At 72.4% G+C, this 12,641-nt stretch carries 16 protein-coding genes; 11 read left to right on the forward strand and 5 right to left on the reverse strand.

The features are described 5' to 3' along the window. Positions 1–490: GOLPH3/VPS74 family protein (locus tag IE317_RS29475; RefSeq protein ID WP_191314615.1), on the reverse strand; the 490-nt coding region annotated here is incomplete at its 3' end. A gap of 146 nt (positions 491–636) precedes the next feature. Here IE317_RS29475 and IE317_RS29480 point away from each other — a divergent pair. Beyond that, positions 637–1,872 (forward strand): sensor histidine kinase, encoded by a 1,236-nt coding sequence (locus tag IE317_RS29480; protein WP_191314616.1) that lies wholly within the window; start codon positions 637–639, stop codon positions 1,870–1,872. Continuing rightward, entirely contained in the window at positions 1,847–2,500 is a 654-nt protein-coding gene (locus IE317_RS29485) for a response regulator (RefSeq protein ID WP_191314617.1), read from the forward strand. Before IE317_RS29480 ends, IE317_RS29485 begins: the two co-directional genes overlap by 26 nt. On the opposite strand, the gene IE317_RS29490 is transcribed toward IE317_RS29485, so the two are convergent. The 3 genes from IE317_RS29490 to IE317_RS29500 all read right to left on the reverse strand — a co-directional run bounded on the left by IE317_RS29490 (position 2,494) and on the right by IE317_RS29500 (position 4,109). Then, complete coding sequence (locus IE317_RS29490) at positions 2,494–3,201, reverse strand: M50 family metallopeptidase (RefSeq protein ID WP_191314618.1); 708 nt, start codon at positions 3,199–3,201, stop codon at positions 2,494–2,496. The genes IE317_RS29485 and IE317_RS29490 overlap by 7 nt on opposite strands. 73 nt (positions 3,202–3,274) lie before the next feature. Then, positions 3,275–3,646 (reverse strand): winged helix-turn-helix transcriptional regulator, encoded by a 372-nt coding sequence (locus IE317_RS29495; protein ID WP_191314619.1) that lies wholly within the window; start codon positions 3,644–3,646, stop codon positions 3,275–3,277. A 40-nt stretch (positions 3,647–3,686) separates the two neighbouring features. Beyond that, on the reverse strand, positions 3,687–4,109 hold the full coding sequence (locus IE317_RS29500; protein WP_191314620.1) for an SRPBCC family protein: 423 nt from the start codon (positions 4,107–4,109) through the stop codon (positions 3,687–3,689). Between the two features lie 23 nt (positions 4,110–4,132). Here IE317_RS29500 and IE317_RS29505 point away from each other — a divergent pair, with 23 nt between their 5' ends. From IE317_RS29505 to IE317_RS29530, 6 genes are all read left to right on the forward strand, one after another. Then, complete coding sequence (locus IE317_RS29505) at positions 4,133–4,663, forward strand: TetR/AcrR family transcriptional regulator (protein ID WP_191314621.1); 531 nt, start codon at positions 4,133–4,135, stop codon at positions 4,661–4,663. A 12-nt stretch (positions 4,664–4,675) separates the two neighbouring features. After that, the gene (locus IE317_RS29510) at positions 4,676–6,427 is read left to right on the forward strand and encodes a CocE/NonD family hydrolase (RefSeq protein WP_191314622.1); all 1,752 of its coding nucleotides are present in this window, start codon (positions 4,676–4,678) and stop codon (positions 6,425–6,427) included. A gap of 68 nt (positions 6,428–6,495) precedes the next feature. Next, positions 6,496–6,900 carry a hypothetical protein gene (locus tag IE317_RS29515; RefSeq protein ID WP_191314623.1) on the forward strand — a complete coding sequence of 135 codons (405 nt, stop codon included), beginning with the start codon at positions 6,496–6,498 and terminating at the stop codon, positions 6,898–6,900. Then, positions 6,897–7,091 (forward strand): hypothetical protein, encoded by a 195-nt coding sequence (locus tag IE317_RS29520; protein WP_191314624.1) that lies wholly within the window; start codon positions 6,897–6,899, stop codon positions 7,089–7,091. The genes IE317_RS29515 and IE317_RS29520 overlap by 4 nt, the downstream gene beginning before the upstream one ends. 46 nt (positions 7,092–7,137) lie before the next feature. Next, positions 7,138–7,824 carry a response regulator transcription factor gene (locus tag IE317_RS29525; RefSeq protein WP_191314625.1) on the forward strand — a complete coding sequence of 229 codons (687 nt, stop codon included), beginning with the start codon at positions 7,138–7,140 and terminating at the stop codon, positions 7,822–7,824. After that, complete coding sequence (locus IE317_RS29530; RefSeq protein WP_191314626.1) at positions 7,821–9,185, forward strand: HAMP domain-containing sensor histidine kinase; 1,365 nt, start codon at positions 7,821–7,823, stop codon at positions 9,183–9,185. The genes IE317_RS29525 and IE317_RS29530 overlap by 4 nt, the downstream gene beginning before the upstream one ends. Here the strand turns inward: IE317_RS29530 and IE317_RS29535 are convergent. Next, positions 9,151–9,501 (reverse strand): ester cyclase, encoded by a 351-nt coding sequence (locus IE317_RS29535; protein ID WP_191314627.1) that lies wholly within the window; start codon positions 9,499–9,501, stop codon positions 9,151–9,153. The genes IE317_RS29530 and IE317_RS29535 overlap by 35 nt on opposite strands. An 82-nt stretch (positions 9,502–9,583) precedes the next feature. Between IE317_RS29535 and IE317_RS29540 the strand changes: the two genes are divergently transcribed. The 3 genes from IE317_RS29540 to IE317_RS29550 all read left to right on the forward strand — a co-directional run bounded on the left by IE317_RS29540 (position 9,584) and on the right by IE317_RS29550 (position 12,631). Next, positions 9,584–10,135 (forward strand): TetR/AcrR family transcriptional regulator, encoded by a 552-nt coding sequence (locus IE317_RS29540; protein WP_191314628.1) that lies wholly within the window; start codon positions 9,584–9,586, stop codon positions 10,133–10,135. Positions 10,136–10,467: 332 nt separating this feature from the next. After that, entirely contained in the window at positions 10,468–11,373 is a 906-nt protein-coding gene (locus IE317_RS29545) for a LysR family transcriptional regulator (RefSeq protein ID WP_191314629.1), read from the forward strand. A 118-nt stretch (positions 11,374–11,491) separates the two neighbouring features. After that, the gene (locus IE317_RS29550; protein ID WP_191314630.1) at positions 11,492–12,631 is read left to right on the forward strand and encodes a CaiB/BaiF CoA transferase family protein; all 1,140 of its coding nucleotides are present in this window, start codon (positions 11,492–11,494) and stop codon (positions 12,629–12,631) included. The last annotated feature ends 10 nt before the right edge of the window (positions 12,632–12,641 follow it).

Genomic DNA, 12,641 nt, shown 5'->3' on the forward strand with positions numbered 1-12,641 from the left:
CCAGCTCGACCGCCGCGGCCAGCGACGTCAGGGCCGCGACGTCCGCGGACACCGGGGCCTCACTCCGCACCGCCGCCCGCACCTCGTCGCGGAGCGCGGCCGCCGCCGCGGGTTCGCGGACCTCCGGCCGCCGGCGCGGGAACAGCCCCAGCACGCGGGACGTCCGCAGCGTGATCACGCCCGCCGCGTCGAGCTGGGCCTCCAGAGACTGCAGCGTCCCGCGCGCTCCGCGGCGCACCCGGGCACCCCACTTCCGGTGCGGGTCGGCGGCGAGCTCGGCGAGCAGGTCGTCGAGCACCAGGTGGCCGGTGCCGCCGTCACCGGTCACCGCCGGACGGCCGTCGTCGTCGGTGATCCGGCCGCGCAGCACCAGGTCCGTCAGCGCGGCCGCGCGCACCAGCAGCGCCACGCGCTCCCGGTCCGGCAGCCGGTCGCGCACGGTGTCGCACGCCAGCAGGTACGCCCGGGCGGGCAGGGAAAGCTCGCTCATGTCCCCAGTCCACCGCGGACCACCCCACGGGCGGAACCGGACGACGAGGGTGCTCGCGGCGACGAACGTTGCGCGCCCGCACGACCGGGTACAACCAAAGTTGCGCATCCGGGGCAGCGGCCCGCGGCAGCGGTTACCGTGACCGCGTGACCCCCGCCCGGCGGCCGCTGTGGCCGAGCCGCTCCGACGCCTGCTGGCTGATCTTCGCGGCCCTGGTGTTCACCGGGATGAACGTCCTGCTCTACGTCCTCGGCGACCGGACGACCGGCGCGTGGGGCCCGGCCGCCGGGCTGGTCCTGCAGATCGTCTGCGACCTCAGCCTGGTGCTGCTGTTCCGCTTCCCCGGCCCGGTGTGCGGGTTCCTCACCGCGGCGGCGGTCGCGATGCTCGCGGCCGACACCTTCGCGCCCGGCCTGCTCATGCCGCTCCACCCGCTCGCCTTGACGACCGTGCCGACGATCACCCCGGTGGTCCTGTCCCAGGCCGCACGCGTCCTGGACCGGCGGAGCGTGCTGCTGGTGGCCGGCGTCCTGGCCGTGATCGCCGCGCGGCCGTGGCCACCGAGCTGGGCGATCACGCCGTTCGGCCTGCTCAACACGGCGTTGCCGGCGCTGGCCTCGCTGTACTTCCAGACCCGGCGGCAGCTGCTGCAGTCCCTGCGCGACCGGGCGGAACGCGCCGAGCGCGAACAGCACCTGCTCGCCGAGCAGGCCCGGGCGGCGGAACGGCGCCGGCTCGCAGGCGAGATGCACGACGTCGTCACGCACCGGCTCAGCCTGATGGTGCTGCACGCCGGTGCGCTCGGCGTGACATCGGCGGACCCGGCCGCGCGGACGGCGGCCGAGGACATCCGCCGGGAAGGCGCGCTGGCCCTGGACGAACTGCGTGACCTGGTCGGCGTGCTGCGCAACGGCGCCGAAACCGGGCCGCGGACGCTCAGCCCGGAGGAGCCCGGCGACCCGGCCCGGCTGGTCGAGGAGTCCCGGTCGGTCGGGGTGGCGACGGACCTGGTGGTGGACGGCGATCCGGCGCAGGTGTCGCCGACCGTCGCGCGCACCGCGTACCGGCTCGTGCAAGAGGCGCTGACGAACGTGCGCAAGCACGCGCCGGGCGGGTCGGCGACGGTGTCCCTGCGCTACCACGCGGGTGGTCTGGACGTCTCGGTCGACAGCACGGCGGCGGCGCACCCGCCCGACCCGGCGCTGGCGGGCAGCGGGTCCGGCGCGGGCCTGGCCGGCCTGCGGCAGCGCGTCGAACTGGTCGGCGGGCGGTTCGACGCGGGCCCGCGACCCGGCGGCGGGTTCCGGGTCGGTGCGATACTGCCCGCCTACGTCCCGACGGCGGAAGGCACGCACTGTGATCCCGGTGCTCGTGGTCGATGACGAGCCGATGGTCTGCGCGCACCTGCGCACGATCCTGGGTTCGGCGGACGACATCGAGGTCGTCGCCCAGGCCGGCGACGGCGCCGAAGCCGTCGAGGCCGTGATCCGGCACCGGCCGCGGGTGGTGCTGATGGACCTGCGGATGCCGGGCGTGGACGGGCTGACGGCGATCGCGCGCATCACGGCGCTTCCCGAGCCACCGGCGGTGGTCGCCCTGACGACCTTCGACGCGGACACCTACGTGATCCGGGCGCTGCGGGCGGGCGCGGCGGGCTTCCTGGTGAAGTCGACGCCCCCGCAGGACCTGATCGGCCTGGTCCGGGTGGCGGCGGACGGCCACACGGTGCTCTCGCCGTCGGCCGCGCGCCGGCTGGTGGCGCTGTCCGCGGACGGCCGCGAACGCGGCGAAGACGCCCGCCGGCGCATCGCGGGTCTCACCGAACGCGAACGCGATGTGCTGGCCTGCCTCGGCGAAGGACTGTCCAATGCGGACATCGCCACCCGGCTGCACCTGGCCGAGGCCACGGTGAAGAGCTACGTCTCGCGGATGCTCGTCAAGCTGGACTGCGCGAACCGGACCCAGGCGGGACTGCTGGCCCACGAGGCGGGGCTGGTCGCCCGTCAGTGAAACAGCAGCGGCGCGGCGTGCCAGATCGCCCAGCCGTTGAGCAGGAACCACCCGCCGATCCACAGCGGCGACGGCATTTTGGTCTGCTTGGCCAGCTTGGCGGCGTCGTCCTTCAAGTCCTTGTACCCGTTCCGCTTGCGGTGGACGACCAGGATCCGCACGCCCCCGAGTTCACTGATCAGCAGCAGCCAGGCTTCGGTGTAGGCGATGGCGGTGCGGAGCCAGTCCGGGGCATGGCGCAGGGCCGCGTACACGACCGCCCCCACCAGGACGATCATGATCAAGGTGCGCAGGTCCCGGGCGAGCAGCAGGAGGAACACCATCGCGACGAGGGTCAGCACGAGCACGGCTTGGACGTGCCCGCGGTGCAGCAGGGCGGCCGCGCCCAGACCGGCCAGTGGCGGCATCGCGTAGCCGGCGGCGTAGACCAGGACTCTGGCGAGGCCCACATTGCCGCTGAACGCGGTGAAGCCGCCTTCGGCGTCTTCGATCTTGACGCGGGAGACGTTTCCGCCCATCAGCAGGGCCATCGCCGCGTGGCCGCCTTCGTGGAACAGCGTGGCCAGGACGTTGGCGTTGCGCAGCAGGCTCCGCCGCCCGTTGGGCGCCGTGACGACCGTAGTCAGCGACACCACGATGGCGAACAACGCGGTGAGGACGACAACTCCCCCGCCCGGCGCGGGGACGGTCTCGTTGAGCACCGCGACAGTGTCCCTGCGGACGGGGCGGCGGAACCCGTACCGGGACGGATTGTCCAGGAGCTGTCCACCGGCGCTAGGCCGACGCGGGCGTGTGCTCCGCGTCGTAGGCGTCCCGGGCCTCCTGGACCGAGGACATGTGCTGCCGGGCCCAGCGGTCCAGCATGTCCAGGGGCTCGGACAGGTTGCGCCCCAGCGCGGTGAGCTGGTACTCGACCTTCGGCGGGATCGTCGGGTACGCCGTGCGGGTGAGGATGCCGTCGCGGACCAGGCTGCGCAGCGTCTGCGTCAGCACCTTCTGGGAGATCCCGTCCACCCGGCGGCCGAGCTCGGTGAACCGCAGGGGGCCGCCGGAGAGGGCGCCGACGATCAGCACCGTCCACTGGTCGCCGATCCGGTCGAGGAGCTGGCGGGTCGGGCAGTTGCGGTCGTACGGATCGGGCCCCACGGCGTGCCTCCTCACTCTCCCGGGGAGAGTAACACGCCGATCAGGCCGTGGCGGCCAGCCCGGCGGCCACCCGCTTGACGAAGGAGCCGAGGAACCACCGGTAGAACCAGCCCGTGCCGGGGATCTTCGGGGTGAACGTCGAGTGCCAGTGGATGTCGGTGCCGCCGTCGCGGGGCGAGAGGTCGACGTAGGCGACGTAGTCCCGCAGCGGCAGGCCGCGCTCCAGCGAGTAACCGAACCGGCGGCCGGGCTCCAGCGCGACGATCTTCTCGTACGAGCTGATGCCGTTGGTCTTGAACAACCGGACCGCACCGAGACCTTCCGGCTCTCCCTCTCCTTCGCGGACCAGCTCGAACGACCCCAGCGGCGACCACGTGGGCCAGCTCGCGCCGTCTCGCAGCAGCTTGTACACGGCATCGGCCGGGGCAGCCGACCGGACGTGGACCGAAATGCGTTGTACCATTTGGTACGTGTACCATCTGGTACATGATCGACGCAAGCCCGCGTGCCAAGCTGCTCGACGCGGCGATCGACCACATCGCCCACCAGGGCGGGGCCGACCGGAGCCTGCGGGCGCTCGCCGCCGACCTCGGCACCAGCCACCGCATGCTGATCTACCACTTCGGCTCCAAGGAAGGCCTGCTCACGGCGGTGGCGCGGGAGGTCGAGGCCCGCCAGCGCGCCGCGCTCGAGGGCCTGGACCCGGCGGACTTCTGGCGCCGGCTCACCGACGACGACCTGCGCGCCAACGAAAAGCTGTTCTTCCAGCTCTACGGCCAGGCCCTCGGCGGCACCCCGGGCACCACGGAGTTCCTCGACGGCGTGATCGAAGACTGGCTCGGCCCGATCGAAGCCCGGCTCGGCGGGCTCGGCGTCCCGGAAGCCGACCGGCCGGCGCACGCCCGGCTCGGGCTCGCCGTGGCCCGCGGGCTGCTGCTCGACCTCGTCACGACCGGCGACCGCGAAGCCGTCGACGCCGCGATGGAGAAGTTCCTGGCGCTCTACGAAAAACCGTGATCCCCTGTCGGAATGCGACTGATACTGGGGTTCTTGGCCGCACTGCTCATTACTTCGGCGCTCACGCCGGCGGCTTCCGCAGCGCCTTCGGAGAGCCGCCCGGCCTATTCCTACGCGGACGCGATCCGCGAGACGGCGTGGGTGGAGACCGGCACGGACAACGACCACGACGGCCGGCCCGACCGGATCGCCGCCGACGTCATCCGGCCGGACGCGCGGGTGCGCGTCCCGGTGATCCTCGACGTCAGCCCGTACTACGCGTGCTGCGGGCGGGGCAACGAAATGCAGAAGAAGACGTATGCGCCGGACGGCACGCCGCAGCAGTTCCCGCTGTTCTACGACAACTACTTCGTGCCGCGCGGGTACGCCGTCGTGCTGGCCGACGTCGGCGGGACGAACCGCTCGTCCGGCTGCTTCGACGACGTCGCGTCCGGCATCGCGGTGGTGAACTGGCTGAACGGCCGGACGAAGGCCTTCGACGCCCCCGACGGCGGGCGCCCGGTGCGGGCGGACTGGGCCACCGGGGACGTCGGCGCGATCGGCAAGTCGCAGGACGGCGCCGCCGCGATCGGGATGGCCGCCTCGGGCGTCGCCGGGCTGAAGACGATCGTGCCGATCGAAGGCGTCGCGGACAACTACGCCCAGGTCATCGGCAACGGCGCGCCCTTCGCCACGCCGGAGAACACCGGGTCGCCCTTCACCTACAACGAGCGCGCGGCGGAGCTGTGCCGGCCGTTCGACGCCGAGCAGAAGGCGCGCGCGGGCACGAACGGCGACTACAACGCGTACTGGGAGAGCGTGGACTACGTGCCGCGCGCCGGGCAGGCGAGCGTGCTCATCGCGCAGGGCTTCGGGGACTGGGTCGTGGCGCCGAACCAGTTCGCCCGCTACTGGGACGCGCTGGGCCGGGCCGGCGTCCCGCGCAAGGCGTGGCTGAGCCAGGCCGGCCACACCGACCCGTTCGACCTGCAGCGCGCGCAGTGGGTCGAGACGCTGCACCGCTGGTTCGACCGCTGGCTGCTCGGCCTGCGCAACGGCGTCGAGCGCGAGCCCGCCGCGCACCTCGAGACCGCGCCGGACCGGTGGACCGACGTCCGGAGCTGGCCGCCCGCCACGGTCCCGGCGACGTTCCGCCCGTCGAGCGACGGCACGCTGGGCCGGCGCGGATCCGGCACGGCCACCGTGGCCGACGACCCCGCCGTCACCCGCGAGCAGTGGGCGGCCGGGGTGTCGGCGGCGAAGTTCACCGGGGCGCCCCTGCCGGCGCCGGTGCGGATCGCCGGCTCGCCGTCGGTGACGATCACGGCCGCGTCGGACAAGACCGCCGCCCGGCTCGGGGTCGCGCTCGTCGACTACGGGCCGGCCGAGCTGCGCAACACCGCCGAATACGGCAGCGGGGTGAAGAACCTGGCCACGCGGTCGTGCTGGGGCTCGAGCACCGGCGGTGACAGCGCGTGCTTCCTCGACACGGCCGCCGACGTGGTCGGTGTGGACCACCGGATCGTCGCGGCCGGCTGGGCCGACCTCGGGCACCACGCGTCGCTGCGGCACGGCGAACCCCTGGTCCCCGGACGGCCCTACACGATGACGTTCGGCCTCACCGCGCTCGACCACGTCGTCCCGGCGGGGCACCGGCTCGGGCTGCTGCTCGGCGGCACCGACGGGCTGCTGTTCGACCCCGCGCTGCCGGACTTCGGCGACACGCTGACGTTCGACCTCGCGCGGACGTCGGTCACCGTCGGCCTTACAAAGCCCGAACACTAGGCGGACGCCCTCCGAACACCACCCGGCCAAAGTTCTCCTCGTACCCGGAACACCGACGAGGAGAGACGATGCGAGGAACCACCTGGACGCGGCTGGCGCTGGCGGGCGGGGCGAGCGCGGCCTGCCTGCTGGTGGCGGCGCCGCTGGCGTCGGCCCAGACCACGTCACCGGCGCCGGTCGCGCCGATCACGCTCAGCCCCGAGGAGTCGCAGCAGGTCTGCGGGGACTGGGTGCCGAAGCTGCAGAAGCGCGCCGCCAACCTGGAGAAGCGGATCAACGGCGGTCCCGAGATCAAGGGCTCGGTCGCCAACCTCAAGGCGCGGGCGGCCGACCAGCGGGCGGCCGGGCACACCGCGCGCGCCGACCAGCTGGACCAGCGCGCCACCAAGCGGCAGGGCCGCATCGGCGAGCTGAACACGGCCAAGCAGAAGCTGGACGCCTTCGCGGCCGCGCACTGCAAGCCGGCCAAGTGAGGGGCGCGAGGGTCGCGGCGGCGGTCGGGGCCGCCGCGCTCATCGCGCTCGGTTGTTCGGCGTGCCGCGACAACCTGATGGGCTCGCCGGCTCCGTCGACGTCGCCGGTTTCGCCGTCTTCCGAGCTGAGCGGGATCGAGTCGACGCTGAACGGCATCGAATCCGACATGAACAGCGATGGCTCGCCCTGACCGGCTAGCGTCTCCCCTCTGAAGTCCGGCGGAGACGGGAGCAGGTATGGGGTCACCGGGACGCGGCCTCGTCCTCGTGGTCGAGGACGAGGCCGCGATCGCCGAGCTGGCGGCGCTCTACCTCAAGCGCGACGGCTTCGGCGTGCACGTCGAGGCCGACGGCGGCCGGGCCCTCGACGCCGTCCGGCGTCTCAAGCCGGTGGCGATCGTGCTCGACATCGGACTGTCCGGAATGGACGGCATCGAGATCTGCAAGGCGCTGCGCGCGGCCGGGGACTGGACGCCGGTGCTGTTCGTCACCGCCCGCGACGACGAGCTCGACCGCCTGCTGGGCCTGGAGATCGGCGCGGACGACTACCTCACCAAGCCGTTCAGCCCGCGCGAGCTCGCGGCCCGGGTCCGGACCGTGCTGCGCCGCGCCTCCGGGGCGGCCCCGGCCGCGTCGGTGCTGACCGTCGGCGGCGCACGGGTGGATCTCACCAGCCGCCGGGCCTGGGCGGGCGACGTCGAAGTTTCCCTGACGTCGACCGAGTTCGACCTGCTGACGCACCTGCTCCGGCACCCGGGGCAGGTGCTTTCGCGCGACCAGCTGCTCAGCGCCGTCTGGGGGTACGCCGCGGCGGCGGGCACGCGCACGGTCGACGTCCACGTGGCGCAGCTGCGGGCGAAACTGGGGCCGTCGAGTCCGATCCGGACGGTCCGGGGCATCGGGTACGCGGCGGACCCGGCATGAGAGGCACCTTGGCCGGCCGGATCACCCTGGTCTGCCTGGCGGTGGCCGGGGTGGCGGTGATCGTGGCGGGGCTCGTCGGAGCCCGGCTGATCCGGACGACGGCGGACAACGCGCTGCAGTCGTCGCTGGCCGCGCAGGCCGACGTGGTGGCGTCGCAATTGGACGAAACGGGCATCGGCAACCGGCTGGGCGTCGGCAAGGTGGCCGACGTCGTGCGCGGGCAGGGCATCTCGGTGGTGGTCCGCCGTGCGGGCGGGCAGGCGCTCGGGGACGCCGTCGCCGTGCAGGCCGCCGGGAAGCTCGGGCTGGCGGCGGACCACTCGGGGCGCGTCACGGTGGCGGGGTCGCAGTACCTGGTCGAGACGCGGGTGGTCGGCACGCGCGGGGCGGCGTTCGCGCTGGTCCTGCCCGCGCGGAACGCGCAAGCGACGCAACGCGCGCTGGTGCGCAACATCCTGCTGGCCTTGGGAATCGGGTTGCTGGTGGCGGCGGTCGCCGGCTTCGTCTCGGGGCGGCTGCTGGGCCGTCCGCTGCGCCGGGCCGCCCTGGCCGCGGGCTCGCTGCGGGCGGGACGGCGGGACGTGCGGGTGCCGGTGCAGGGGCCGCGGGAGGTGGCGGAGGTGGCGGGGTCGCTGAATTCGCTGGCCGACGCGCTGGCCGTCAGCGAGGCACGGCAGCGGGAGTTCCTGCTGTCGGTGTCGCACGAGCTGCGGACGCCGCTGACGGCGGTGACGGGCTTCGCCGAGGCGATCGCGGACGGCGTCGCGTCGGGGCCCGACGCCGTCCGGGCCGGGCAGACGATCCAGCGGGAGGCGGCGCGGCTTTCGCGGCTGGTCGAGGATCTGCTGGAGCTGGCCCGGCTGGGGGCGGACGAGTTCCGGCTGGACCCGGCTCCGCTGGACCTGGCCGCGCTGGTGCGCGACTGCGCGGAGGTGTGGCAGCTGCGGTGCGCGGGTGAGGACGTCCGGCTGTCGGTTTCGGTGCCGCCGGCGCCGGTTTTCGTGGTGGCGGACGCGCGGCGGCTGCGTCAGGTGGTCGACGGGCTGGCGGAGAACGCCCTGCGCGTCACGCCTTCCGGTGCGCCGATGGTGTTCTCGCTGTCGGTGTCCGACTCGTCGGCTTCGCTGGCCGTCCGGGACGGCGGTCCCGGCTTGGCGCCCGAGGACTACCCGGTGGCGTTCGAGCGGGGGGTGCTGAACGCGCGCTACCGCGACCGCCGTCCGGTCGGCTCCGGCATCGGGCTGGCGCTGGTCCACGCCCTGGTCACCCGGATGGGCGGGACGCTGACGGCCGGGCCGGCCCCGGAAGGGGGCGCGGCGTTCACCCTCACGTTCCCCTCAGCTGCGCCGCCCGGGCGGTGACGTCCATGAGGGCCCAGTGCTCGACGACCCGGTCGTCGCGGACCCGGATCATGTCCATGCTGGTGACGGCGTAACCGGGGCCGGAGCTGGTGTAGCGGTTCACCGAGAACTCGCCTTCGGTGACGTTCTGCTCGATCTTCACCGTGACGTCGGCCTTCTGGTCCCACTTCGCGCGCCAGGCGTCGACGCCGTGGTGGTCGCCGGCGGTGCCGCCGCGGTGGTCGACGACGTCGGGGTCGATGTAGCGCAGGCCTTCCTCGAAGCGTCCGGCCGTCCAGAGCTCGACCAGCCGCGCGTGGACTTCTGACGGGGTCATCGGCGCCTCCGTTAAGTGGGGAGTTCCCCAGTTTAGTGTCGCTAAGCTAACCGGGGAACTCCCCACTTGGCAAGGAGCACGGATGCCCGCACGAGCCCGCCGGTCCGACGCCCGGGACAACCGCGCGCTCCTGCTGGCGGCGGCGCGCGAGGTGTTCACCGAAGACGGGCCCGACGCCCCACTGGACCGGATCGCCCGGCGCGCGGGCATGGGCAACGCGACGATGTACCGGCACTTCCCCAGCCGTCGCGAGCTGGTCATCGCGGTGTACGCGGGCGAAGTCGATTCGCTGATTTCGGGGGCGCGTCTCGACGCGGCCGACCCGGGCGCCGAGCTGTTCGCCTGGCTGACGGCGTTCGTCGAGCACGTCCGGACCAAGCGCGACCTCGCGTTGTCCCTGACCACCCCGGCCGGCGACCACGAGACCCTCTTCGCCCACTGGCACTCGACGGTCAACGAGACCGCCGCCGCCCTCGTCGACCGCGCGAAGGCCGCCGGCGCCATCGCCCCGGACACCGACCCGCTGGACCTGCTCCTGCTGGCCACGGGCGTCGCCCTCGCCAACGTCCCGGCCCGCACCCCCCGCCTCCTGGACCTGGTCCGCCGCAGCGTGTCATCCCCCGATCCCCAGTGATGCCCCGCCAATCACACGTGATGCCCGCCCAATCACACGAGATACCCCTCCAGTCACGCGAACCGACCCTTCCGGTACGCAAGCCGACCCTCCAGGTACGCAAACCGACCCTCCGGGCACGCGAATCGTCCGTCCGGGTATGCGACTTCGCCGGTCCGGTACACGAGACTCGCGTGATCGGAGGGGTATCTCGCGTGATCGGAGGGGCATCTCGCGTGATTGAGGGGGCATCACTCGTGATTGGAGGAGCATCTCGCGCACCTGGAGGGTCGGGGTGCGTGCCTGGGGCGTCGGCCTGCGTACCTGGAGGGTCGGGTGGTTAGGGTCGGGGTATGGAGATGCTGCACCTGCGTTATTTCGTTGCGGTCGCCGAGGAACTGAACTTCTCCGCGGCCGCGCGGAAGCTGCACATGGCCGCGTCGCCGCTCAGCCAGCGGATCAAGGACCTGGAGCACGAACTCGGGCAGCAATTGTTCGACCGCAGCACCCACCACGTCACCCTCACCGACGCCGGGGCCGCCCTGCTTCCGCTCGCGCGGGACGTGCTCGAGCAGGTCAGCGCCATTCCGTGGAAGCTGGCCGAGGCAACGCGGCCGCAGCGGAGCACGCTCTTCCTCGGCATGCCCGCCGGCGTGCACCCCGACCTGCGGGAACGCGTCAACGCCCTCGCCGAACGCGTCAAGCAACGGTACGAGCTCAAGCGCTGGCCCGGCACCACCGCCGATCTCGTACAGGGCGTGCACGACGGCAAGCTGGCACTCACCCTGGCCCGGCTGCCGGTCACCGATCCCGCGCTGGAACAGCTGCCCGTGATGACCGAACGGCTCGGTGCCGTGGTGCCCGCCGACCTGTTCGCCGGCCGGGACTCCGTCAGCCTCGCCGAACTCGCCGACTTCCCGTACGTGGCCTCGCCCGAAGAAATCACGCCCGCCTATTTCGACCAGCTGGACCACCAATTGAGCGAACTCGGCGTCAAGAAACGCATCAGGCTGACGAACACCGGTTACGGCGGCACGTCGGAAATCATCTCCAGCGGCGAAGCCTTTTCCATTTCCATGCTCGACGCCAAGAGCCCGATGCACGGCTACCGGCTCGACAACGTCACCGTGCTTCCCTTCACGGATTTCCGCCCCCAGCTGGACACCGGCCTGCTCTGGCGGCGCGATCGCACCGACGGCGACCTGCGCGAGCTGGTCACCGCCGCACAAGAGATCTTCGCGACGCCACTCAGCACCTAGAAATGGTATGACCGCCAGAGTCGTACCATTGTTCGCATCATGATCATTCCCTTTCGCGCCGAACAAGCCTACGTTCGTAAGTAGAGCGAAACATCCAAGGCGCGAAAGGACGGAAAAGATGACGACCGGACCGCTGGACGGCGTGCGCGTGATCGACCTCTCGACCGTGGTCATGGGCCCGTACGCGGCCCAGATCCTGGGCGACCTGGGCGCCGACGTGATCAAGATCGAGTCCCCCGCGGACACCGTGCGGGTGGGCGAGTACCGCACCACGCCGGGCATGACGGCACTGAACCTCAACGTCAACCGCAACAAGCGCAGCGTGGCCCTCAACCTCAAGGACGAGACCGAGCGCGAGCGGGCCCTCAAGCTGATCGACACGGCCGACGTGCTGATCACCAACATGCGCCCTGGCGCGCTGGCCCGCCTCGGCCTGAACTACGCCGACGTCGCCGCGCGCAACCCCCGCCTGGTCTACGCCCACGCGCAGGGCTTCCGCAGCGACTCCGACCGCGCCGGGAACGCCGCCTACGACGAGACCGTGCAGGCCTCCTCCGGCCTGGTCGACGTGGCCAACCGGGCGCTCGGCGAGCCGGTCTACCTGCCGACGATCATCGGTGACAAGGTCTCGTCGCTGACCATCGCCTACAGCGTGCTCGCCGCGCTGGTCCACCGGGACAAGACCGGCCAGGGCCAGCAGATCGAGATCCCGATGACCGACACGCTGATCGCGTTCAACCTCGTCGAGCACCTCGCCGGGCACACCTTCGAGCCGGCCGAGAGCCCCACCGGCTTCGCGCTGTCGATGACGAAGGGCCACGCCGCGGTCCGCACCAAGGACGGCCTCGCCTGCGTCATCCCCTACAACCCGCAGAACTTCCGCGACTTCTTCGCCGCGGCCGAGCGCCCGGACCTCGCCGAGGACCCGCGCGTGAACGGCGACGCCATCAACCGCGCCGACAACGAGTGGCTGAGCGAGCAGATCGCGGCCTGCGCCCCCGCGCTGACCACCGAGGAGTGGGCCGAAGTGTGCGCCAAGCACAGCATCCCGATGGCCCCGGTGCTGGAGCTGGACAACGCCCACGAAGACCCGTACGTCCGCGACGGCCACCTGCTGGACACCGTCGAGCACCCGAGCGAGGGCACCATCCGCACGGTCGGCATCCCGGTGAAGTTCTCCGCGACGCCCGGCTCGATCCGCCGCCTGGCCCCGCTGGCCGGCCAGGACACCGCCGAAGTCCTCGCCGAACTGGCCTGAACCACGGTCA

Source organism: Amycolatopsis bullii, assembly GCF_014654205.1.
Lineage (GTDB): Bacteria > Actinomycetota > Actinomycetes > Mycobacteriales > Pseudonocardiaceae > Amycolatopsis > Amycolatopsis plumensis.